At 56.5% G+C, this 21990-nt stretch carries 21 protein-coding genes; 14 read left to right on the top strand and 7 right to left on the bottom strand.

Annotated elements, in window-relative coordinates; genetic code table 11:
* Positions 1–46 precede the first annotated feature (46 nt).
* Positions 47–1114: a permease gene (locus ELR57_RS16305; RefSeq protein WP_126960165.1), complete on the bottom strand. Its 1068-nt coding sequence runs from the start codon at positions 1112–1114 to the stop codon at positions 47–49.
* Between the two features lie 497 nt (positions 1115–1611).
* Between ELR57_RS16305 and trpS the strand changes: the two genes are divergently transcribed.
* The gene (gene trpS / locus ELR57_RS16300) at positions 1612–2616 is read left to right on the top strand and encodes a tryptophan--tRNA ligase (protein WP_126960164.1); all 1005 of its coding nucleotides are present in this window, start codon (positions 1612–1614) and stop codon (positions 2614–2616) included.
* A gap of 16 nt (positions 2617–2632) precedes the next feature.
* Here the strand turns inward: trpS and ELR57_RS28115 are convergent, their stop codons facing one another.
* On the bottom strand, positions 2633–2806 hold the full coding sequence (locus tag ELR57_RS28115; protein WP_192896586.1) for a DUF5325 family protein: 174 nt from the start codon (positions 2804–2806) through the stop codon (positions 2633–2635).
* Between the two features lie 97 nt (positions 2807–2903).
* On the opposite strand from ELR57_RS28115, the gene ELR57_RS16295 reads away from it, so the two are divergent.
* Positions 2904–3128 (top strand): alpha/beta-type small acid-soluble spore protein, encoded by a 225-nt coding sequence (locus ELR57_RS16295; RefSeq protein ID WP_126960163.1) that lies wholly within the window; start codon positions 2904–2906, stop codon positions 3126–3128.
* 106 nt (positions 3129–3234) lie between these two features.
* Here ELR57_RS16295 and ELR57_RS16290 read toward each other — a convergent pair whose 3' ends face one another.
* Positions 3235–4218 carry a metal-dependent hydrolase gene (locus ELR57_RS16290; RefSeq protein WP_126960162.1) on the bottom strand — a complete coding sequence of 328 codons (984 nt, stop codon included), beginning with the start codon at positions 4216–4218 and terminating at the stop codon, positions 3235–3237.
* A 91-nt stretch (positions 4219–4309) separates the two neighbouring features.
* Here ELR57_RS16290 and ELR57_RS16285 point away from each other — a divergent pair, with 91 nt between their 5' ends.
* Positions 4310–4594: a hypothetical protein gene (locus tag ELR57_RS16285; protein ID WP_126960161.1), complete on the top strand. Its 285-nt coding sequence runs from the start codon at positions 4310–4312 to the stop codon at positions 4592–4594.
* Here the strand turns inward: ELR57_RS16285 and gerQ are convergent.
* Positions 4581–5072 (bottom strand): spore coat protein GerQ, encoded by a 492-nt coding sequence (gene gerQ, locus ELR57_RS16280; RefSeq protein WP_370452287.1) that lies wholly within the window; start codon positions 5070–5072, stop codon positions 4581–4583. The genes ELR57_RS16285 and gerQ overlap by 14 nt on opposite strands.
* A gap of 262 nt (positions 5073–5334) precedes the next feature.
* On the opposite strand from gerQ, the gene cyoE reads away from it, so the two are divergent.
* Together cyoE and ELR57_RS16270 are read left to right on the top strand one after the other, a co-directional pair.
* A complete protein-coding gene (gene cyoE / locus ELR57_RS16275; protein WP_126960160.1) occupies positions 5335–6192 on the top strand; it encodes a heme o synthase in 858 nt (285 codons plus the stop codon).
* A gap of 55 nt (positions 6193–6247) precedes the next feature.
* Positions 6248–6976 (top strand): SCO family protein, encoded by a 729-nt coding sequence (locus tag ELR57_RS16270; protein WP_238162555.1) that lies wholly within the window; start codon positions 6248–6250, stop codon positions 6974–6976.
* Between the two features lie 125 nt (positions 6977–7101).
* Here ELR57_RS16270 and ELR57_RS16265 read toward each other — a convergent pair whose 3' ends face one another.
* The 3 genes from ELR57_RS16265 to ELR57_RS16255 form a co-directional block, all read right to left on the bottom strand.
* Positions 7102–7467, bottom strand: coding sequence for a ribonuclease M5 (locus tag ELR57_RS16265; RefSeq protein WP_126960159.1), 366 nt, complete (start codon positions 7465–7467; stop codon positions 7102–7104).
* A gap of 1181 nt (positions 7468–8648) precedes the next feature.
* Positions 8649–8747, bottom strand: coding sequence for a sporulation protein YjcZ (locus ELR57_RS16260; protein WP_126960158.1), 99 nt, complete (start codon positions 8745–8747; stop codon positions 8649–8651).
* A 110-nt stretch (positions 8748–8857) separates the two neighbouring features.
* The gene (locus ELR57_RS16255; protein WP_126960157.1) at positions 8858–10087 is read right to left on the bottom strand and encodes an MFS transporter; all 1230 of its coding nucleotides are present in this window, start codon (positions 10085–10087) and stop codon (positions 8858–8860) included.
* Between the two features lie 195 nt (positions 10088–10282).
* On the opposite strand from ELR57_RS16255, the gene ELR57_RS16250 reads away from it, so the two are divergent.
* From ELR57_RS16250 to ELR57_RS16210, 9 genes are all read left to right on the top strand, one after another.
* Entirely contained in the window at positions 10283–10666 is a 384-nt protein-coding gene (locus ELR57_RS16250; RefSeq protein ID WP_126960156.1) for a GntR family transcriptional regulator, read from the top strand.
* A 7-nt stretch (positions 10667–10673) separates the two neighbouring features.
* On the top strand, positions 10674–11408 hold the full coding sequence (locus ELR57_RS16245) for an ABC transporter ATP-binding protein (RefSeq protein ID WP_238162554.1): 735 nt from the start codon (positions 10674–10676) through the stop codon (positions 11406–11408).
* Positions 11405–12997, top strand: coding sequence for a hypothetical protein (locus tag ELR57_RS16240; RefSeq protein ID WP_126960155.1), 1593 nt, complete (start codon positions 11405–11407; stop codon positions 12995–12997). The genes ELR57_RS16245 and ELR57_RS16240 overlap by 4 nt, the downstream gene beginning before the upstream one ends.
* Positions 12998–13081: 84 nt before the next feature.
* Positions 13082–13537, top strand: coding sequence for a hypothetical protein (locus ELR57_RS16235; protein WP_126960154.1), 456 nt, complete (start codon positions 13082–13084; stop codon positions 13535–13537).
* A complete protein-coding gene (locus ELR57_RS16230) occupies positions 13534–14655 on the top strand; it encodes a transglutaminase domain-containing protein (protein WP_126960153.1) in 1122 nt (373 codons plus the stop codon). The genes ELR57_RS16235 and ELR57_RS16230 overlap by 4 nt, the downstream gene beginning before the upstream one ends.
* Positions 14656–14705: 50 nt before the next feature.
* A complete protein-coding gene (locus ELR57_RS16225; protein ID WP_126960152.1) occupies positions 14706–16793 on the top strand; it encodes a peptidoglycan D,D-transpeptidase FtsI family protein in 2088 nt (695 codons plus the stop codon).
* 157 nt (positions 16794–16950) lie between these two features.
* Positions 16951–18948 (top strand): peptidoglycan D,D-transpeptidase FtsI family protein, encoded by a 1998-nt coding sequence (locus ELR57_RS16220; protein WP_126960151.1) that lies wholly within the window; start codon positions 16951–16953, stop codon positions 18946–18948.
* Positions 18949–19265: 317 nt separating this feature from the next.
* Entirely contained in the window at positions 19266–20969 is a 1704-nt protein-coding gene (locus tag ELR57_RS16215; protein ID WP_126960150.1) for a peptide ABC transporter substrate-binding protein, read from the top strand.
* An 83-nt stretch (positions 20970–21052) separates the two neighbouring features.
* Positions 21053–21988 (top strand): ABC transporter permease, encoded by a 936-nt coding sequence (locus ELR57_RS16210; protein WP_126960149.1) that lies wholly within the window; start codon positions 21053–21055, stop codon positions 21986–21988.
* The last annotated feature ends 2 nt before the right edge of the window (positions 21989–21990 follow it).

Raw genomic sequence — 21990 nt, 5'->3', positions numbered from 1 at the left:
GGAGGGGCTATGCATGCAAAGAAATCGTTTCCATGAAGCTCTTGTTTCAAAGCCAATTCATGCGTTCGAAGATATGGGATCCGAGCAGGACCAGCCACGCGGTCAGCAGCGCGAACACGAGGACAAACCGGGTACGGAAGACGGACAGCATCATTAGAGTGCCCTTCAGGTCGATCATCGGACCGAAGACAAGGAAGGACAGCAGCGCCCCATGTGGGAATAGGTTCACGAAGGGGGCGGCGACGAAGGCATCGGCCGTAGAGCATAAGCACAGCACGAAGGCGAAGCCCATCATGAACAAATGGGATACGAGATCGTTGCCGGCGATGGCGGCGAAAGCTTCCTGATCGATCGTCGTCTGCATGATCGCGGCGATCAAGGAACCCGCCAGGAAGTACTTGCCCATGTCCCAGAGATCCTCGGCCGCGTGAGCGGGAACGCCCGCAAGCTTCGTCCTCCAAGTTCCCCCGGCCGCCTCGTGGTCATGATCGTGGTGATGGTGGTGATGGCCGTGTTTGCGGGAATGGCCGGCATGGCTGTGTCCGTGAGAATGATCATGTCCGTGCCCGTGCTCATGCTCGCGGGTATCGTCATTCGTCCGGTCGGTCCGGAGCGGGCTGCCGCGGACGATCAAGGTGAGCATGAGGCCCAGCGCAACGGTAACTGCGAGAGCCAGCAGGAACCGGGCGGTCGCAAGCTTCGGATCGTTCGGGAAGGCGGAGAAGGTCGAAGCGATGACGATCGGATTCAGGATCGGACCGGCGACAAGATAGACCAGCCCGATATAGGCGGGCAGCCCTTTGCGGATTAGCCTTCGCACGACGGGAACCATTCCGCATTCGCAGAGCGGGACGGCAAGGCCAAGAAGGCTCCCGAAGAGAACGCCATAGAGCTTGTTGCGGGGCGCGAACCTTCGCACATGTTCGTCCTTCAGGAAAGTGTGAAGCAGCGCCGATACGAACGAACCGGCTAGCAGATAAGGGAGAGCATCGAACAAGATGGAAGCGAACGCTTCGGTCAGCTTTCGCGCATAATGGCTCTCCATGATGAAGAAGAGAACAAGGAAAAGAACTCCCGATGCGGTCAGGAGCCATTTGAAAAATCTGCCTGCCAATTCGACCCACCTCCAAGCTGCGCTTCTCTAGACTATGCTTGGCCTTATCGGACAAGAACGCGAGGAGGGAAGTTCGAAGCGGGGGGCTGCGCGGTTGACTTGTCGTCTCCCGGGAGTATAATGAGAAGCAACATGCTGCATCAGATCGGCTGTGAAGAGAACAAGTACGTTTAGCGGGGTGCTCCCAGAGAGCCGGCGATTGCTGAGAGCCGGTACTCCTTGCTAAGCCGAATGGAGCTCGGAGCCGGGAGCGAAACGATCGAGCTGTCTCCGCGGGGGACGGCCTATCCCATTCTCCCCGAATGTTCCCCGTTACGGAACCCAAGGCTGGATCCGAGAGCGCGCCTAAGATGCTTTGTCCAGCGAATAAGGGTGGCACCACGACCTCTTCGTCCCTTGAGACGAAGGGGTCTTTTTGTTTTTCTCCGTCTCCTGGGGACAGTCGATCTTTAGCGGCACGACACTATTGCTTGGGAAAAGAAAGGCGGAATCCAATCATGAGCAAGCCACTAAGAGTTCTATCGGGGATTCAACCGAGCGGCAAGCTGACGCTAGGGAACTATATCGGAGCGATGAAAAATTTCGTGGAGCTGCAGAAGGATTACGAGTGCTTCTTCATGATCGTCGATCTGCACGCGATTACGGTTCCGCAAGAGCCGGCGGCCTTGCGCGAACAAACGGAATCGGTTGCCGCCCTGTTTATCGCCGCCGGGATCGATCCGGCGCAAGCGGCCGTCTTCGTGCAGTCGCACGTGCCGCAGCACGCGGAGCTGGGCTGGATCATGACGACGCTGTCGTATATGGGCGAGCTGGAGAGAATGACCCAGTTCAAGGATAAGTCGGAAGGCAAGGATGCGGTGGGAGCCGGCCTGTTCGTCTATCCTTCGCTGATGGCCGCGGACATTTTGCTGTATCAAGCCAATCTGGTGCCGGTCGGCGACGACCAGAAGCAGCATCTGGAGCTGACGCGCGATCTCGCGGGACGCTTCAACTTCAAGTTCGGCGAGACGCTGACGGTTCCGGAGCCATACATCCCGAAGGTCGGAGCAAGAATCATGTCGCTGGACGACGCGAGCAAGAAGATGAGCAAGAGCAACCCTAACGCGGGAAGCTTCATCGCCCTTCTCGATTCTCCGGACGACATCCGCAAAAAAATCTCCCGAGCCAAGACGGACTTGGGACGGGAGATCGTATTCGATCCGAAGGAGAAGCCCGAGATCAGCAACCTGATGACGATCTATTCGAATTGCGCGGGCATCTCGCTTGAGGAAGTTCAAGCCAGATACGAAGGACAAGGCTACGGGGCGTTCAAGAAGGATCTGGCCGAGCAAGTGGTCGCGACCCTTGAGCCGCTGCAGCAGCGTTACCGCGAAATCCGCGAATCCGGCGAGATTCACGAGATCCTTAGGGCCGGTGCGGAGAAGGCGAGGGCGGTCGCCGAAGTGACGACCCGCCAAGTCAAGGAAGCGATGGGCTTCCTGCTGCCTTCCTCGAAGCGATAAGCCGCCGGACCATCGCCTAGGCTCGGCTTCTGCGCAGCCGGGCCTTCACGATGAATCCTGCGCCGATATTCAGGATGCACAGGACGAAGAACAGCGCGGCCAGCCAGCCGTTGTAGTCGAGGGAGATGGCGGTAGCGGTCATCCAAGCGACGGAAGTGATGGCAAACAATAATCCGAGAGGTTTGTTCATGGTTTTGAACTCCTTAAGCATATTTTTCTCCCGCCTTTGCATACTAGAGAAGCAAGCTTGCAAACCCATTAAAGCAAGGCGAAAGGAGCATTGAAGCATGGCAGACAACAATTCCGGATCCCGTAATCAGGTGTTGGTTCCCCAAGCGAAAGCAGCTCTTCAAAGCATGAAGACGGAGGCTGCTCAATCGTTGGGCGTTCAAATCCCGTCCGACGGCTACTACGGCAACGTAACTTCCCGCGATGCTGGATCGCTCGGAGGCTATATCACCAAGAAGCTGGTTCAAATCGCTGAGCAACAACTTTCCGGCGGCGGCCGCTAAGCGAACTTAGCGTCCCGACCGAAAGCCCGAGGGTCGCCCTCGGGCTTTTAATATTGTCCAATAATAAAAGCCCCCAAGTCAATAGGGGGCTTTCTTCCGGCAATCTTTAGTAAGAATTCATCCGGAGGCGCTTCTGCAGCCGATCGTCGCTGAGCCAGCCCACGTAGGATTGAAGCGTCTCGTAGTTCCGGTCCATCATCACGACGGCGACGAACGGGTATTGCTTGCGATGCCGATAACGGATGTCGAGCCAGCGGACCTCATAGCCCCACGAATGGGATGTCACCTGTCCGCAGGGGAATGGAGTCAAGGCGAGGAACGATTGCGCATCTTTGTTCTTCTTGGATGCCTCTACGGCCGGGTGCTGCGCGCATGTGGTTGTTTCCAGCCAGACCAGCTTCCCATTTTCCCATTCGCCGATCCCGTACTTGCAATCCTTCGATTCGCGAATCACGTTCCAACGATGAAGGGACAGCGTCGGCAGCAGGAAGTAGCGATCGCCGGGGCGATAAAACTCGTCCTTGCCCGGAAGCTTGGAGGAGAGACGGTAATGAACCCAGCTCCTCCAGGCGTAATAGACGACGAGAACGGCATACAAGACGGGGAAAATCGCTCTAGGCTCCGCCCAACCGCTCGCCCACAGCACGATAGCGGCGAGATGGGACAGGAAGATAAACGGATCGAAGATGTGAATGATGTTCCAAGCGATCCATCGGTTGGAGATCGGCCTTGCCGCCTGCGTGCCGTAAGAGTTGAACAGATCGGAGACGACGTGCAGCACGACGGCCAGCAGAACCCATGCGCCGATATGAAGCCAAGAGACGCTGGGGAAGACTAGGGCGATCGCCAAGGTGATCAAGAGGGTCCAGATGAGCACCGCCGGAATCGAGTGAGACAAGCCGCGGTGATTCTTGATATAATCGGCATTGCTCTTGAAGCGAAGCAGCATGTCGAAATCCGGCGCTTGCGAACCGATTACGGTGCCGATCAAGACGGCTAACGGGCCTTGCGGATGAGAAGCGATAACCGGATCGGTCAGGGCCAAGCCCGCGAGACCGAGTCCGAAGACGAGATGGGTGCCTGAGTCCAAAATAATCCCCCCAGTTTGCTCAGAATCGTGATCGTTTGTCAGTATGGGCGGGGGATGAGGAAATTATGAGGAGAAGGGGGCTGCGGACAGGATGATCGTGTTCTGCGAATATGCGATTCCGGAAGAGCACAGGGAGCCGTTCCTTCGGTGGGTTCGATCCCAGCCGGAGCGATGGCGCAAGGTGGAGCTGGCGGAGAATACCGTTCAACCGGGAGTCTTCGTCGAGTGGCAGAGGGCCGAAAGCGAGGAAGAGGCGGCGTCTATAGAAAAAGAACGCCGCGAGGGGCGTTCGGGGTGGTCGGAGATGGAACGATGGGTGAAGAACGGACCCGCGGGAGTACGGGTATGGACGTTCCGTCCGGTTATCTTCGAGTAGCTAATCCTTGCGTGCCGAACGGCAGGTTGTAATTGAGCGGCTCGTCGAACGTGATGTAATCGAGGTTCAGCATCAGCAGCAGATATCTTTTGCCGGTGACGGGATCGCTGATGACGATATGATCTCGGCCTGCGGCTTCAAGTACGCCTTTGAAGATCTTGGCGTTCCATTCGCTGTTGTTCTCGTAAGTCATGTACAGCGTGGCGACTTTGCCCAGATTCATGCGCAGGATGTTCTCGACGTACGATTCCTCGCGTTGGGGAACCGGAATAACCGCTCCGCCCTGAGTGATGAACCCTCCCGTGCTGACGGGCAGGGGAGCCTGCGTTGCCGGCAGAGTCGTCGGAACGGCGGGCATTGCCGTTGGAACGTTCGCAGGCAGGGTCTGGGGGAAAGCGCCCATCATGTTTACGTTGGCGGGGGAGACGGCTTGCTGGGCAACCGGAGCGGCGGATGTCGAAGTCGGGGGCCAAGGCATTTTGGTATACAAGGAAATCCTCCTTAATAGATGGCTTACGCCAAATTAATCTCTCTCCATGGATGACAGAGCCTTTGCGCCCACCCTCGGTCGGGAGGTGCTGGGCAATTGTCGCAATACAGTCTATTGCGGAGGCGCCTATTGTGTGACTGTAGAATGGCGAAGAACGATGGCGCACGTTGTCAACATTCTAATAATTGGAGTATGATTAAGGGATGACAGCGCGTCTTACTCGCGGCTTTATGTTTAAAGGAGGAGCTTTGTGTTCAAAGATCTTGTTACTTTAACCAAGCCGGGCATCATTCGATTGAATTTGTTCGCGGCATTCGGTGGCTTCTGGGTCGCTTCCCAGTGGGACATCGATGGGCTGCTTCTCATTTGGGTGTTGGTCGGTACGGCGTTCACGATGGCTTCGGCCTGCGTCTTTAACAACTACTTGGACCGCGAGATGGATACCAAGATGGCCCGAACGAAGGAACGGGCGCTGCCGATGGGCAGACTGAAGCCTTCCTTCGTGCTCGGATATGCGATCGTCCTGGGATTGATCGGCTTGACCGTTCTTTTCGCCGGGGTTAATGTATTGTGCGGATTCCTTGGCTTGCTTGGCATCTTCGTTTATGTAGTCGTTTACACCATGTGGCTCAAGCGCCATTCGACCTGGAGCACCTCGATCGGCGGCGTATCCGGCGCCATGCCGCCCGTTATCGGATATTGCGCGGTAGCGAATACGGTAGACGCAGGAGCATGGCTGCTGTTCGCGATCCTGTTCCTGTGGCAGCCCCCGCACTTCTGGTCGCTTGCGATCCGCCGCGTGGAAGAGTACCGCGCAGCCGGGTTCCCCGTCCTGCCGGTGGTCAAAGGCGTGCTTAGGACGAAGATCCAGATGATTCCGTACATAGCTTTGCTGCTCGCCGCTTCGATCCTGCTCTATTCTTACGAATACGTCGGAATTGTTTTCCTCATTCTGAATGTCGTGATTCTGGCTTGCTGGCTCCTGCACGCGCTATCCGGCTTCCGGGCCAAAGATACGGTCAAGTGGGCGAAGACGGACTTCCTGTTCTCCGTGAATTATTTGCTGGTCATGTTTATCGCGATGATCCTTAACACGAATGGATTCTAAACGCGAACGGATGCAGACGCTATTAGATTCTAAATGACGAATGGAGTGTATTCCCTTGGCAGACGAGAAGAACATAAATGAGAATTCAACGAATCAAACGGACGTGACCGAAACCCCAGCGGTTTCGAACGATCAAGGAGTCATCGCTCCGCCGGTGGCGGCCGGGAAGAAGTCCTTTGGGCAACGATATGCTTTTCCGATGATCTTGTTCGGCTTGTGCATTATCCTCGCGGTGTTCCTGCTGGTAAATAACAACAAGGACAAGAATGACACGCTGACCGATAAAGGGGCTGCCGCCGATTTTACTTATAACGACATCGATGGCAATCCGTTCACCATGAGCGAGCAGAACGGCAAGGTTCGACTGGTTTATTTCTTCTATTCCAATTGCCCGGACGTATGTCCGCCGACGACATTCATGATGTCCCAGGTCCAGAATATGCTGAAGGATGAGGGCAAGTTCGGCGACAAGGTCGAATTCGTCTCCATAACGATCGATCCGGAGCGGGATACGCCGGAGGCTCTTAAGAAGTTCTTCGACAAGTTCAATGCGGATTACAACGGGTGGAAAATCCTGCGGGGGGATGAGAAGGAGACTGCCGAACTTGCGAGGAAGTACCAGCTCTTGGTGAGCAAGGACGAAGAAGGTAACTTCGGGCACATGAACCTGATCGTACTCGTGGACAAGAAGGGACGTATGCGCGACTTCATCTCGCCGCAAGCGAACAACCCGAGCGATACGTCGCCTGAGCAGCTGTATGACGAGATCAAGAGCTTGATGTAACCAATATGGAAAAAGAAGAACCTCCGGTGCCATTCGCAGCAATGGCCGGAGGTTCTTTTGGTATAGGGACGGATAGTTGGGTTGGGAGTCGGAAAATGGGAGCAGCGCGGTCGGTTGGCAGCGTCTTATTTAGGAGCGTCGGGCCACGCGGCAGTCGGCTCGGGATAGACGATATACGCTTCCAAGCCGGCTTTCTCCAGCTGTTGGATGAGGTATTCCTCGGGAGTCCCTTCGACTCCGTTATAGCCTCTCCGGGTATAGATGTTCTCGGCATCCGGGAACACGTCATGCAGAATGCCGCGGATACGCCTTCCGGACGAATCGGGGTCGGTGAACAAGTACACCTGGCAGTCTCCGACCGCTTTGCGCAGCGACTCGATCTTCGCCGTGTTCAAGGTGCCGAAGGTGCAATGGATAGGGACCTCGGGCGAGAGTACGCGGGACAGGCGGCTTTTGTCGTTCTTGCCTTCGACGATGATGGCAATGTCCATGGTAGAAGCACCCCCTAGAGCGAATGGTCGCGGATGGCTTTATTGTAACATAATGCCCGAAGGATAAAACAAGTCTTGGCGCGGCGGAGGTTGCGAGTCGAATGAGGCATAGGCCGGTTCGTTCGGCGGCGGAACGGAGTAACCAGATCGGACGAACGGCGCACAAGGCGCTGGACGGAAAAAGGCAGCCAGACTGCGTACATTGGCGGGAATGCGCGACGGATGGCGGAAGAAGGTAGTTAGACTGCGTACATTGGCGGGAATGCGCGATGGATGGCGGAAGTAGGTAGTCAGACTGCGTACATGGGCGGGAATGCGCGACGGATGGCGGAAGTAGGTAGTCAGACTGCGTACATGGGTGGGAATGCGCGACGGATGGCGGAAGAAGGTAGTTAGACTGCGTACATGGGCGTAATTTCGCGACGGATGGCGGAAGTAGGTAGTCAGACTGCGTACATTGGTGGGAATGCGCGACGGATGGCGGAAGAAGGTAGTTAGACTGCGTACATTGGCGGGAATGCGCGATGGATGGCGGAAGTAGGTAGTCAGACTGCGTACATGGGCGTAATTTCGCGACGGATGGCGGAAGAGAGTAACCAGATTACTCTCATTGGCGTGAGCGGCAAAAGGGAAGAGTAGTGGAGCGCATGATGGGATTGCGGTGCATGTGGCCAAATGAGTACTGGTTACTCAACTGACCGGACAACCGCCGAAAGAAGCCGCCAAATGAGTACTGGTTACTCAACTGACGGGCCAACCGTCGCAAGAAGTCTCCAAATGGATTCTGGTTACTCAAATGAACGGCCAACCGAGCAAAGAAGAAGCCAAATGAGTACTAGTTACTCAACTGACGGGCCAACCGCCGCAAGAAGCCTCCAAATGGGTACTGGTTACTCAACTGACCGGACAACCGCCGAAAGAAGCCGCCAAATGAGTACGGGTTACTCAACTGACGGGCCAACCGCCGCAAGAAGCCTCCCAATGGGTACTGGTTACTCAAATGAACGGCCATCCGCACTTGCGCGAATCCCTTTTCCGCATATCCGGATTTTACCCGCCATTTCCCCCCTCCCCCGCAAAAAAAACAAATAGACCTTCCATAGCGAAGGTCTAAACTCTCGGCTGGCCTGCCGCGCAGAGCGGACGAACGGCCTGGTATCTCTCGAAGCGGCTGCATGCGCTCAAGGGATCTTCATGACGATGACAAGAAGGATGAACAGAACGATGACGATGGTGGTCGACGCTCCGTATCCATAGACGGCTCCATTCGGCTGTGACATGCGGATTAAGCCTCCTTCAGGTTCCGATAGCTGGCTGCTCCCTTGGGATAGCGCCTACCTTATCCTATGCAGCAGCCCTTGCCGGCGCGGTTGTCCAACGCATAGTTGGGCTAATGTCCGGCATGAGGCGGCGGTTCCGCGCGCCCGTTCCAGCCGATGGAGTACTGCGGACGCGGCATGAGAACGATCAGGGACAGCATGATGACGAAGAAGGAGATGAAGAACGGCGAGATCGATCCGCGGACCGTACCGGCGAGCACGGGACCGAGGAACGAACCGATCGACAGCGCGATCGACATGAACGAGAAGGTTCTTCCATACCGGGCAGCCCCGCTCAATTGCAGCATGAAGGAGGTCATCGCCGGGAAAACCACCCCTTTGGCCATGCCTACAACGAAGAGGAGGGCGATCATCGGAACCGGCCAGTCGGCAGCCAGACCGAAGTACGCGAGCGCCATCAGCAGCAGTCCGGCGACGCTCCGGGCATACGGCAGGTAGCGCTGCAGGAAGAGCAATCCAAGCGTAGACAGGGCGCCTAAGCTCACAATGGAGAAAAGAATGCCGGTCGTCAGCACGTCTTCGGCGGAGTCCGCCTGAAGCGGGAGCTCGAAGGAGAGGATTCCTTGGGAGCAGCTGACGGCAATGGGAAGCAGAAAAACGATCCAAGGGAAACGGCCGTTCTCCGCCGTTCCTTTCTTGGCCGAGGTCTTAGGCATAGCCGAAGCGGACGAAGACGGCGGCGTAGACGCAGGATCGACCGATGGCGAGAGAGAAGAATCCTTCAACCGGGGTTCTAGAGGTTCGCGAATGAACGCGAGAGATCCGATCCCGGTAGCCAGGAGGATCCATCCCAGAATCGCGAACGACTGGGTAAAGCCGACCTTGGCGGCCAGCCAGGCACCGGCAGCGGGAGAGACGACGGAAGCGAGGGTATGAACGAGCCCGTTGCCGGCCATCAGCCTTCCTTGCTGGATGTGATCGCGAGCGAGACGAGCCAGCAGGGACAAGCAGGCCGGGGACAGGAAAGCGAGCACGAAGCCGCTCGCCGAGCGAATATAAAGCAGATGCCAGGGATCGGTCACGCGGGATTGCAGGAGCAGCAAGATCCCGGCTCCCGAGAGGCTGGCGGCGATAAAAAGCCGGCTGCCGAAACGGTCGACCCCGTATCCGGCGAGAAGGTTGCCGGGAAGATGGGTGAGCGAATACATCCCCATGACGAGTCCGATGAAGGATGGAGCGGCTCCGAGCGAGACGGCGAACGGAGTCAGCATCGGATATTGGGCATGAAGATCGAAGAACGCGACGAACAGGAACAGATACAGCCACACGGCCATTCTCAAAGCAACATCGCCTCCGGAGCAGTCGGCTGAACGGGGTTCTAAGTCGCCGGCTTGGTCTATCCTACTTGTACGTTGGACGGACCCTCAATATGCCCCTTGAAGTGTGTGGTGGCGTGTGGTACACTGTTTCCAGATTCAGGTGTATGGTGTGTAGCCACACAGATGGCACATTAGAAAGAAAGACGGGTGGAACCGATGCCGCCGATACGATTGTGGACGATCGAGGATTTTGCGATCGATCCTTCAAGACCGCTTTACGAGCAATTCGTGGAGCAGATCCGGGCGATGATCGCCAGAGGCGAGCTGGAGCCGGGAACGCGCTTGCCTTCCGTACGGGAGACGGCGGCGAGCCTGAGAGTCAATCCGACGACGGTCATGAAGACGTACCAGGAGCTGGAGCGGCTGGAGCTGATCGTGACGTTCCGGGGGCAGGGAACGTTCGTGACCCAGTCGGAGACGGCCATTCGCTCCTCGCGCAGGCAGATGGCGAGAGAAGCCGTGAATCGGCTGGAAGAGACGGCCCGATCGCTGGGGCTGACGCTGGAACAATTATGGGAACTATCTCGGGAGAAGGAGTGACGGCTTCATGATTAAACAAGAGTCCATGCCCTTCGGCGGCCGCGCGGATCGGATCGCCGTGCGCTGCGAAGACGTTCAGATTGCCATTAAGAAGAAACCGATCTTAAACCGGGTCAGCTTCGATATTCCGGTAGGAAGCCTAACGGGATTGCTCGGACCGAACGGCGCGGGGAAGTCTACGTTAATGAGGCTGTTGACCGGCCTATTGGAACCGGATAGCGGCCGGATCGATCTGTACGGACGTCCGGCGGGAGCGGAACGGCTCGCCGAACTTAGCTTTCTACCAGATCGCGGGCAGTTGCCGGCTCATCTGACGGCGGGAGAGTGGCTGGATCTGGCGTCGGGCCTCTATCCCGACTGGAGCCGGGTCCGGGAAGCGGAATTGGAACGGGAGCTCGGCGTGCATCGCGAGAAGAGAATCGGCGCGTTGTCCAGAGGCGAAGAAGCGCGCCTGCAGCTGCTCACTTGCTTGTCGCGGGAAGCTCCGCTCATCATTCTCGACGAGCCGTTCGCGGGCGTCGACATGATCTCGCGGGAGCGAATCGCCTCCGCGGTCGTCGCCGAGATGGCGGACGGCCGTAGAACCTTCTTGATCGCGACCCATGATATCCGCGAGCTGGAGCAGTTGTTCGATCGGATCGTACTGATCGGAGACGGGGAGATACTTGGCGTTCACGACGTTGAGGAGCTGCGGACGAACGGCCGTTCCGTTGAGTCCTGCTATCGCGAGGTGTTCTCATGAAACGCGCCCGGGACAGCTTGTTCCAACTGGAGTGGAGCTTCCATCGGCACCTGCTGCCTCTTGATGCGAGGGGGAGGCTCCTATGGGTTGGAGTGCCCATCCTATTAATCGTTGCTAGCCTGATTTTCCTGGACGGGACGACGACGGCGCGCACGGTGTTCGCGATCGGGGTATCGCTCTCCGCCCTGCTGGCGTTATTTCTAGGCACGAAGCCGGTTCTGACCCTGTGGGAGAATCCGTATAAGGATTGGTGGCTCACGATTCCCGTGAAGAGAGAAGAACTGATGAGAGCGAAGCTGAACGCCGCCATCCGGTTCCAGGCATATGCTTCTCTTGCGATCTGGGCGACTTGCGCGGCGAGCAGCCTCATTCGGCTCGCTTCCGGAAGCCTCGATTCCGACACGTTCTCGGCCGGATCGTTCCTTCTGGACGCGTTTGCCTACCTGGTCTTCTGCATCCCGGTAACCGTCCTGTTCGTATGCGCGGGCTTCTCGTTCGTGGGCATGTATGGCGGGCGCCGAGTCTGGCTGAACATTCCGTTCGTGCTCGTCTACGTCGTTCTGTTCTCCGTCCTGCCCGCCATCGGGGACCACTCTCTTCGGCTCGACCGTTGGCTGGGGGGAGATCTAGTCTTCGCCTATTCACTGGCCGGCGTTCTTCTGGCGGCAACCGTTTACCGCTCGACGCTTCGCTTCACGGCCCGATACGGGCCTAAGGATCTGGCCTCCTACCGGATGGGCGGAGCCAACGCGGGGAAGAAGGATGCGTTAACGGGACGCGGTTCCCGGACCCAAGTCAAACCGCGCCGTGCGGGCTTCGCGTCCGTTTACGCTCTCGAGTGGTCCAGGTACCGATACTTCCTTTCGCTCTTATCGGTTCGGATTATCGTAGCGGCGCTTTTCGCCGCCATGATTGCAGGGGGGTTCTTCGCTTCTAACAGTCACGATACTTTTCTCGACGTCTTCCATGCCATCCTGCTGCCGATCTGCATCGCGCCTTCACTCATTTTGGTGATTCTGAACCAGCATGAAGCGAATAAGAAACGGATGGCGTGGTGGCTTTGTTTGCCCTACGACCGCCGCGCGCTGCTGCTATCCCGATTGCTTGCCTCTTGGGGCGTTGCCCTGCGGATCCTGGCGACCCTGGTCGGCGCTTTCTTGACAGGGGTTATCGCAAGGGTGCTCGTCATCGGCTTGCCTTACTCTATCGAGAGAACCGACGTGTACGAATCGGCCTATACGGTGTTCTTCTATTTCGTTGCAGGACTGGTGATGAGCAGCGTGGTGCTCGCGCAGCCTTATTCTTTCCGCCGCCCGCTTTTCTCCTGGATCTATGGGCCGATATCAAGCGCGATGTATCTGATTCCGGCGTTGATCGAGAATAAGCTTCTCCCTGAAGCTTCCTCGGATCTCGGAATCGGGACGGGGCGGTGGCTTGCGCTCCTGGCGATTGCCGTTCTCGTCGTGCCGCTAGGTATCTTCAGCTTGAGGATAGGGGCGAGATGGGCTCATCTCTATCTGCTGAATACGCAGGATGCGGCCGGAAGAAGAAGACATCTGGAAGCAGACGGGAAAATAATAGGAAAATAATAATCTCTCTACGCGTTTTACTCGGGGCAAATAGGTAAAGTATAATAGAGTAGGATAAATGCAATCTCGCATGGAGGATACCGAATGAATCTCGATATCGAGGCCTGGAAGCAGTTTGCCATTGACCACTGGATTGTCATTGTCATCGCGCTGATCGCGCTGGTCGTCGTCGTGAACGTGGTGAAGACCGTAGCGAAGTGGGCGCTTGCCGCGCTTATCGTCATCGCCGTGCTCGTCTACGGAGGCTACTCGGTCAACGACCTGAAGGAAGTCGGCACCAAGGTGTCGGAGGCCGGAAGCAAAGCGACGGCCGCCCTGCTGGACGAGGCGATCACCTCGATGGCAGGCGAAGCGAAGGACGCCACGTATACGCTTAACGAAGACGGCAGCTATACGGTCAAGACGAAGAGCATTACCTTGTCCGGAATCGCGAATTCCGGTAAGGTCAAAGTGACTTATAAGGGCGTCACCTTCCCTGAGGTGCCGCTGGACGGCGCGGTTCGCGAATTCGTTGTCGCCGCAAGGGAAGCATCGAAATGAAGCCGCTGGACACCAACCTCGTCACCTTGGCGCTCTTGGCCGTCGTGGTTGTGTCCTTGCTTCAAGGCGTATGGAGAGGCGCTTCCGGCTCTGCGAAGCGCCTCTTCCTGTTCGTCGCGGGGACCGCGATGACGCTGGCCTCCGTCGTTCTGGCGGCTTGGTCGGCTTCGGCGGCGTCCCTGCCCGTCCAGAGCTGGTTGATCAAGCGGGGCTGGGAGCAGCCGAAGCCGGATTCTTCGGGTCTTGTCCAGTTCGGCTATACGGTGTTCTCCGGCGTCCGGGATCTGCCTCTCCTTCGATTCGCCGTGCTGTTTCTGCTATCCTACCTGGCGATACGGTTCGTTATCGGATCGGTCGGCAACCTGCTTGCCAAAGCGGGAGCCCTGCCGTTCTCGATCGTTCCGAGCGGGGGAGCGGTCAGCCGCGCTTTCGGAGGGATCATCGGAGCCGCTCTCGGCTGCGGGCGGGCGATCTTGCTGACGGCCATTCTTTTTGCCTATTGCTCGCTGTTGCCGCAAGGCCCTTATGCGGACTATGTCGGCCAGTCCAGCCTCTATCGGGAAGCGGCCGCCCAGATCATCGAGCCTGCCGCGGGGAACCTGCTTGAAGCGCAATTCCCCGTCTTCGCGAAGAAGATGCAGGGCGAGCTGGACCAGCTGTGGCAGAAGCGTTACGATGTCATCGACGCGGATCTGCCCGCGGAGATCGTGCAAGCGGCTCAGCAGATCGTCGAAGGACAGACGACCGCGAACGGGAAAGCCCGCGCGTTGTATGAATGGGTGGGGACCCGGATCGCGTATGATTACGATAAGGTAGATGCCTACGAGCAGAGAGGCGAATGGCGGGAGCAGACTCCGGAGGATACGTTCCGGACCCGGCGCGGCGTCTGCATCGACTATTCCCGCTTGTTCGCGGCGATGGCTCGTTCCGTCGGGCTTGAAGTGCGTGTGGTGACCGGTTTGGGTTATGACGGCCTCGGCGGCTACGGTCCTCACGCCTGGAACGAAGTCTATCTGCCGGAAGAAAGCAGGTGGCTGCCGCTCGATACCACGTGGGCCAAGGCCGGCGATTGGTACGACGCGCCCCGGTTTCAAGATACTCATGTCAGGCAAGCATAGAGGAAGATTACATGCGTTTATATGATTGAAGCATCAGGAGGATTACGCAAGTGAGCAATGAACGTACGGAAGAGGCCCAGAAAAGAGAGCTTCGCAACCGCCGCAACTTCAGCTTTCGGCTGAATCTGTTTTTTTTCGTCACCTTTTTTGTTTTCTCTACGTTGATCGTTCGTCTTGCGTACCTTCAGTTCGTCGAAGGCGCCTCCTTGAAGGAGAGGGAACATCAGATCGGAACCCGGAACGTCTATATCCCGCCGATCCGGGGCAATATCTACGATTCGACCGGCGTGCCGATCGCTTATTCCACCTCGACCCAATCGCTCTATTACACGCTGGAGCAGGGCACGAAGGAAGAAGCGGGAAGAGCGCTGGCGAGCAAGCTGGTCGAAGTGTTCGATAAGTATGGCGACAAGGTATCGAAGCCACTGACTGCGGACGACGTCTTCGAAGACATGGACTTCGGAGGCAAGGTTCACCTTCCGTACCAGCAGCGCCGGATCAAGTCGGGGCTGACGGAGAAGGAGATTGCCTACTTCAGCGAGCATAAGAGCGAATACAAAGGCGTCGAAGTCGTGGAAGAGAGCATCCGGCAGTACAGCTCCGAGCATGTCGCCGCGCAGCTGGTCGGGTACATGAAGCAGCTTCAGGGCGCGACCTCTCTAAGCTATTATAAGGACATCAACAAGGACCAGACCGATCCGACGCTCAAATACTTGGATACCGAGGATGTCGGCTTCGACGGCATCGAGCTGATGTACCAGGAGGAGCTGCGCGGCCGCAACGGCTTGAAGACGTACCCGGTCAACAGCGAGAGCCGCATCATCGGGCCGATGGAGCTGACGAAGCCGGTCAAGGGGAACAATCTGTTCCTGACCATCAACAAGGACGTGCAGCTGGCGACGCAGAACGCGATCACGACCCACCTGGAGAAGATCCGCACCTCGACGCTCAAGGCAGAACGCGCTCCTAACGCCAAGACGGGCTACGCGGTCGCCATGGAAGTGAAGACGGGCAAGGTCGTCGCGATGGCGAGCATGCCCGACTACGACACGAACCTGTGGCAGGGAGGCATCAGCTCGAAGGATTACGACGCGGTCAAGTATTATATGGGCAACGGAGCGATTCGCGAGGTTCAAGCGCCGTACGAGGACGACAAGGAGAGGCTCAAGCATCCTTCCTCGCTCGTCAACCTCGGTTCGACGCAGAAGCCTCTGACCATTCTGCTTGGCCTTAACGAACACCTGATTACGCCGAATTCCACGTTCAACGATCCGGGCTACTTCCAATTCGGCCGCAAAGGCTACGAGACGAAGGTGCGCAACTCGAAGAGCGAGGCGAACGGACTCCTGACTCCTTGGAAGGCGATCGCAAAGTCCTCCAACGCTTTCATGTCCGCCATGGTGGGCAATGCCCTGTACCTTCGGGACGGCTCCGACGCCTTGGACGTCTGGGACAGCTACATGAAGCAGTTCGGCCTCGGCGTAACGACCGGGAGCGGCCTGCCCGGCGAGTCCAAGGGTTCGGTCAACTACTACGAAGAAGCGAAGCGGGGCAGCGCCCAGTCCGCCTTGATCTACGCCTCCTTCGGTCAGCAAGGCCGCTATACGGCCCTCCAGCTAGCGCAATACGCGACGACGCTGGCGAGCCATGGAACGAGGCTGAAGCCGCAATTCGTCGATCGGATCGAAGACGCCGACGGCAATCTGGTTCAGCCTTATCAGAAGGAAGTCCTGAACACGGTCAGCTTCCCCGACGAGTATTGGAATACGATCGAAAAGGGCATGGGCCAGGTTAAAGTCCAAGGCTTCGACGGATTCCCGTACAACTTCTACCGGAAGACGGGGACCTCGCAGCAGGAGGTCGGCGGCGGACTCGTCGAGAACGCCGTATTCATCGCCTACGCGCCGGCCGAGGATCCGGTGCTCGCCGTCGCGGTCGTCGTGCCGGAAGGCGGCTTCGGCGGCTGGGGGGCGGCTCCGATCGCGCGCAAGATCTTCGATGCCTACGATCAAGCTGTCGGCCTGACGGGGACGCCGCGCAAGGCGGCCAATCCCTCCGCAGCCGATTCCTCGGCGGATGGAGCTGCGGCCGCCAACGCGAATGCCGACGCTCCGGATTCGACCAATAACGAGCAATAAATCCATCGATTCACACTAGAGTCCGTACCTTAAGATCCACTCGTTGGGTCCGAGGCACGGACTCTCTTTTTTTGCTCCGCTAACAAGAAAATAATGGTAGAATATCCATAGTGGAATGAACTTTGCAGCTTAGGAAACGAGGAGTGAGCACGGCCGCATGAGCGAGCAGAAAGTGGAAGAAGCGCAGAAGCGCATGCTGAGAAACCGCCGCAATTTCAGTTTTCGTCTGAACCTATTCTTTTTCACCACATTCGGATTATTCTCCCTGCTCATCGTAAGACTGGCGTTCCTCCAATTCGTCGAGGCGGACGCGATGAAGGACCGCAAGTCGAGCCAAGGCACGGCGGGCAACTCTATCCCACCGATCCGGGGGAACATCTACGACTCGAACGGCAAGCCGATCGCTTATTCGACTTCGACGCAGTCGCTTTATTACACGATCGGGAAGAAGGGAGAAGATGAGGGCAGGGATATCGCGGTACGGCTAAGCGAGCTGCTGGACCGGCTCGGAGACGCTTCGTCTCCCAGGATGACGGCGGAAGAGCTGATCGAGAAGATGGACTTCAAAGCGAGAAAGAACTTTGCCTCTCAGCAGCGCCGCTTGTTGTCCGGGTTAAACAAAGAAGAAATCGCGTACTTAAGCGAGCATCGCGACGAATTCCCCGGAATCGAGATCATGGAAGAAAGCATCCGTCACTACACCAGCGATAAAGTCGCCGTGCAGCTCGTCGGTTACATGAACAAGATGACGGGCGCAAGGGAGAATCTTGATTTCTACAAGCAGATGAGCGGCAAAAAGACGGATCGAGAGCATACCTATCTGGATACCGAATATGTCGGCTATGACGGACTCGAGCTCATGTACCAGAACGAGCTTCGGGGACTGAACGGCTACAAGGCCTATCAGGTGGACAATCAGAACTATATCATCGGCGACGCGAAGCTGACGAAGCCCGTCAAGGGACAGAATCTGTATCTGACGATCAACCGCGAGGTCCAATTGGTCGCCCAGCAGGCGATCATGGATCAGATCCAGAGCATCCGGCAATCGACGTCCAAGATGGAGAAGGACGCGCAGCCGACGACCGGCTATGCGGTGGCGATGGAGGTGGATACCGGCAAGGTGATCGCGATGGCCAGCATGCCGGATTACGACCCGAACGTCTGGGAGGGGGGCATCAGCTCCGCCGAGCTAAAGCAGATCATGCCTTTTATGGAAAATGGGACAATCAAAGAGGTATTTCCGCCATACGAGGATAAGACGGAGCGCGCCCAGCATCCGACTTCCCTTGTCCCGCTCGGATCGACGCAGAAGCCGCTGTCGATCCTGGTCGGGCTGTCCGAGAAGCTGATCACGCCGAAGACCAAATGGAACGATCCCGGCTACTTCCCCTTCGGCGCGAAAGGGCACGAGACGGAAGTTCAGAACGCAAGCCGGGCGGCGAACGGACAGCTTAACCCGACTACCGCGATCTCTCAATCTTCGAACGCCTTCATGGCCGCGAATATCGGCAACGCCCTTTATATGAGGGACGGCAAGAAAGGGGTCGAGATCTGGGATTCCTACATGAAGCAATTCGGGCTTGGCGCGAAGACCGGCAGCGGCTTGCCCAAGGAGAGCGCGGGGTTTATCGAATATTTTAATGAGATGAAGACGGGCAGCGCCCAATCCGCCCTTATTTATGCATCCTTCGGGCAGCAAGGGAAGTATACGACGCTGCAGCTGGCGCAGTATGCATCGATGCTTGCGACGAGAGGGCAGCGCATGAAGCCGCTCTTCGTCGATCGTATCACGGATTCCGAGGGGAACGTCGTGAGCGTAACCAAGCCCGAGGTTCTGAATAGCGTAGACCTGCCGGACGTCTATTGGGAGACGATCGAGAAGGGAATGGACGCGGTTAAAGTCCAAGGCTTCGACGACGTGGCCTATTCCTTCCGCCGTAAGACGGGGACTTCCCAGCAGAAGGGAGTAGGAAAGAGGAAATTTGTCGAAAATGCCGTTTTTATCGCGTATGCCCCAGCCGACAAGCCGAAGCTCGCCGTCGCCGTGGTCGTCCCGGACGGGGGGTACGGCGGGTGGGGAGCGGCCCCGATCGCCCGCAAAATCTTCGATGCCTATGACCGGACAGTAGGGCTTGAGGACAAGGGGCAGTAGGATGAAAACGGTACCAAACTCCCAGAAAATCTCAACGACGACCCTATTTACGCAAAAAAATAGCAATGAATATTATTACATTTGTATTGATATATATGCACAAATGTTCATGTACCGCCGGTCAGAATCCGCGGCATTACGCCGATTTTTTTGAACCGGAAAATGTTGACTATGAGTTAAAGTTGTATATCGGTTTTTCTGATGAAATTTTTAGATTTTACTCCCTAAATGAGGTCATTGACTATTGAAATTTTCGATGTTATAAATGTTTACATCCGTTCGGATGTCATTTTTTATCATGAGAGGGAGATGATTCTGTGAAGGTAGACAAAAAGAAGGGGTTACTGCTTCCGCTGGCTGTTGTCATGATGCTGGCAGCCGTATTGTCGGCTTGCGGCAACAACAACAAGAACTCCAGCAACGAACCAAGCAGCTCTGCATCCAGTTCCGCTTCTTCCAGCGCGTCGGCAAGCCCGGCTGCTGTTAAGAAGGGCGGAGAATTCCGTTTCACCCTGGCAAGCGAACCGCCTAGCCTTGACCCGGCTCTGATGACGGACGCGCAATCGTCCATCGTTGCAGCTGGCCTTTATGAAGGTCTTATGCGTCTGAACTCCGCTGGCGAACCGCAACCTGCGATCGCTAAGGAATACTCGGTTTCCGACGACGGAACGGTATATACGTTCAAGCTCCGTGACGACGCTGTTTGGAGCAACGGCGACAAGATTACCGCTAATGACTTCGTATACTCCTGGAAGCGCGCACTCAACCCAGAGACGGCTTCCGAATATGCATATATGCTGTTCTACATCAAGGGCGGCGAAGAGTACAACTCCGGCAAGGGCTCCGCGGACGACGTAGGCGTCAAGGCAATTGACGACACGACCCTCGAAGTTACGCTGAAGTCCTCGACTCCGTACTTCCCGAGCCTGGTCGCCCACTACACGTACCTGCCGGTACACCAAGCGACGGTTGAAGCCAACAAGGCATGGGCAGCTGAAGCGTCCACGATCGTCTCCAACGGACCGTTCCTTCTGAAGGAATGGAAGCATGAAGACCGTCTCGTTCTTGAACCGAACCCGAACTACTTCGACAAGGACAAGGTTAACTTCAGCAAGGTAACGATCAGCCTGGTAGAAGACGAGAACACGGTTTACAGCCTGTTCGAGACCGGCGACATCGACTGGATCGGCGCTCAAGCCGGTTCCGTTCCGACCGACCGCACGAAACAAGTTATCGATGACGGCAGCGCGAAGGTTCAAGCGATCGCTTCGACCTACTACTACGTGTTCAACACGAAGAAAGCTCCGTTCGACAACGTTAAGATCCGCAAGGCGTTCTCGATGGCGATCGATCGTCAATCCATCATCGACAACGTAACGCAAGCGAACCAAACCCCGGCATACGCTCTCATCCCGCCGAGCATCGCGGGTACCGACGGCAAGCTGTTCCGCGAACTGTATCCGGACACGAACTACTTCTCCGAGAACGTTGACGACGCTAAGAAGCTGCTTGCAGACGGCTTGGCGGAAGAGAAGCTCACTAAGCTTCCTGCAATCACCCTGCTCTACAACACGAGCGAAGGCCACAAGAAGATTGCCGAAGCCATCGCCGACATGTGGAGAAAGAACCTTGGCGTAGAAGTAAACCTTCAAAACCAAGAATGGGGTACGTTCCTCGAGACTCGCGACGCCGGCCAATTCGACGTTGCGCGCGCAGGCTGGGGAGCCGACTTCAACCACGCGATCAACTTCTCGTACGACCTGATCAACTCCAAGTCCGGCAACAACGACGGCAAGTATGCCAATGCTGATGTCGACAAGTGGCTGGATGAGTCCCTCACCGCTCCTGACGAGAAGTCCCGTCTTGACCTGATCGCCAAGGCCGAGAAGCAAGCGATCGACGATATGGCTGTATTGCCGATCTACTACTACACGACCGTAACGATGATCAAAGACGGCTTCGAAGGCGTAACGTCCGACTATTCCGGTCACATCGATTGGGTATTCGGAAGCAAGAAGTAAGAAGCAGTCAAGAGAACTAATAGTTCAAGGGTATATATAGATTCCCTATATATACCCTTGTTTTTGAGAGGCGGGTATTAACAGTGGTAGGTTACGTGCTTCGAAAAGTCTCTTTTATGGTTGTCACACTGTTTCTCTTGGCTAGCTTGACCTTCGTGCTTATGAATGTCATCCCGGGAAGCCCGCTGCAATCAGAGAAGGCGACTAGCGAACAAGTCCAGAAGAATCTGAAGGCTTATTACGGCTTGGACAAGCCGATGTATGAGCGTTATTTGAAGTACATGAACAACCTGATTCATGGCGATCTTGGTACGTCCATGAAGAAGAAGTTCCAAACGGTCGAGCGTATGATCTCCAGCTCCTTTAAATATTCGTTGCGACTGGGTATCGTATCGATCATCACATCCGTAATCGGAGGTATTGTGCTCGGCGTTCTGGCCGCTCTCTACCACCGTAAGTTCCTCGATAATTCTGCAATGGTAGTGGCGGTTATCGGCTTGGCGATTCCAAGCTTGATATTAGGGCCGATATTGCAGTATATATTTGCCGTCAAGCTAGGATGGTTCTCCGTAGCCGGCCTCAAGAAGCCGCTTGATTTCGTGCTGCCCTGCATTGCGTTGTCGGCATCGTCTATCGCGGTTATCGCACGGCTTATTCGTTCGACAATGATTGAAGTCATGAACGGCGACTTCATTAAGACGGCGAAGGCCAAGGGCCTTGCCGGCCATATGATCGTTTGGCGTCACGCGCTGCGCAATTCGATGCTGCCTGTCGTCACTTATTTGGGCTTTATGATTGCAAACGTCATTACGGGTTCGGTAGTCATCGAAAAGATTTTCGCTATTCCCGGATTGGGCAAGTTCTTCGTTAATAGTATCGTTGACCGAGACTATCCTTTGATTATGGGAACGACAATTTTCTATGCGGTTATTTTGCTGATCGGTCGATTTATTGCAGACATCGCTTATGTGCTTGTCGATCCGCGTATTCGCCTTAAAGGCGGAAAGGCAGGTGCCTGAGA

Origin of the sequence: Cohnella sp. AR92, from assembly GCF_003990975.1 — a bacterium.
Classification (GTDB): domain Bacteria; phylum Bacillota; class Bacilli; order Paenibacillales; family Paenibacillaceae; genus Cohnella.
Note: the sequence above shows the minus strand (reverse complement) of the source record. Positions and strands in the feature narration are given on the sequence as shown.

What these genes read in the sequence shown, in the direction of transcription:
- gerQ (WP_370452287.1), bottom strand. Translation starts at nt 5,072, where the DNA reads ATGCCTTGGCCCCCGACTTCGACATCCGCCGCTCCGGTTGCCCAGCAA.
- ELR57_RS16220 (WP_126960151.1), top strand. Translation starts at nt 16,951, where the DNA reads ATGAGCGAGCAGAAAGTGGAAGAAGCGCAGAAGCGCATGCTGAGAAAC.
- ELR57_RS16240 (WP_126960155.1), top strand. Translation starts at nt 11,405, where the DNA reads ATGAAACGCGCCCGGGACAGCTTGTTCCAACTGGAGTGGAGCTTCCAT.
- ELR57_RS16250 (WP_126960156.1), top strand. Translation starts at nt 10,283, where the DNA reads ATGCCGCCGATACGATTGTGGACGATCGAGGATTTTGCGATCGATCCT.
- ELR57_RS16260 (WP_126960158.1), bottom strand. Translation starts at nt 8,747, where the DNA reads ATGTCACAGCCGAATGGAGCCGTCTATGGATACGGAGCGTCGACCACC.
- ELR57_RS16265 (WP_126960159.1), bottom strand. Translation starts at nt 7,467, where the DNA reads ATGGACATTGCCATCATCGTCGAAGGCAAGAACGACAAAAGCCGCCTG.
- ELR57_RS16235 (WP_126960154.1), top strand. Translation starts at nt 13,082, where the DNA reads ATGAATCTCGATATCGAGGCCTGGAAGCAGTTTGCCATTGACCACTGG.
- ELR57_RS16245 (WP_238162554.1), top strand. Translation starts at nt 10,674, where the DNA reads ATGATTAAACAAGAGTCCATGCCCTTCGGCGGCCGCGCGGATCGGATC.
- ELR57_RS16295 (WP_126960163.1), top strand. Translation starts at nt 2,904, where the DNA reads ATGGCAGACAACAATTCCGGATCCCGTAATCAGGTGTTGGTTCCCCAA.
- trpS (WP_126960164.1), top strand. Translation starts at nt 1,612, where the DNA reads ATGAGCAAGCCACTAAGAGTTCTATCGGGGATTCAACCGAGCGGCAAG.
- ELR57_RS16230 (WP_126960153.1), top strand. Translation starts at nt 13,534, where the DNA reads ATGAAGCCGCTGGACACCAACCTCGTCACCTTGGCGCTCTTGGCCGTC.
- ELR57_RS16285 (WP_126960161.1), top strand. Translation starts at nt 4,310, where the DNA reads ATGATCGTGTTCTGCGAATATGCGATTCCGGAAGAGCACAGGGAGCCG.
- ELR57_RS28115 (WP_192896586.1), bottom strand. Translation starts at nt 2,806, where the DNA reads ATGAACAAACCTCTCGGATTATTGTTTGCCATCACTTCCGTCGCTTGG.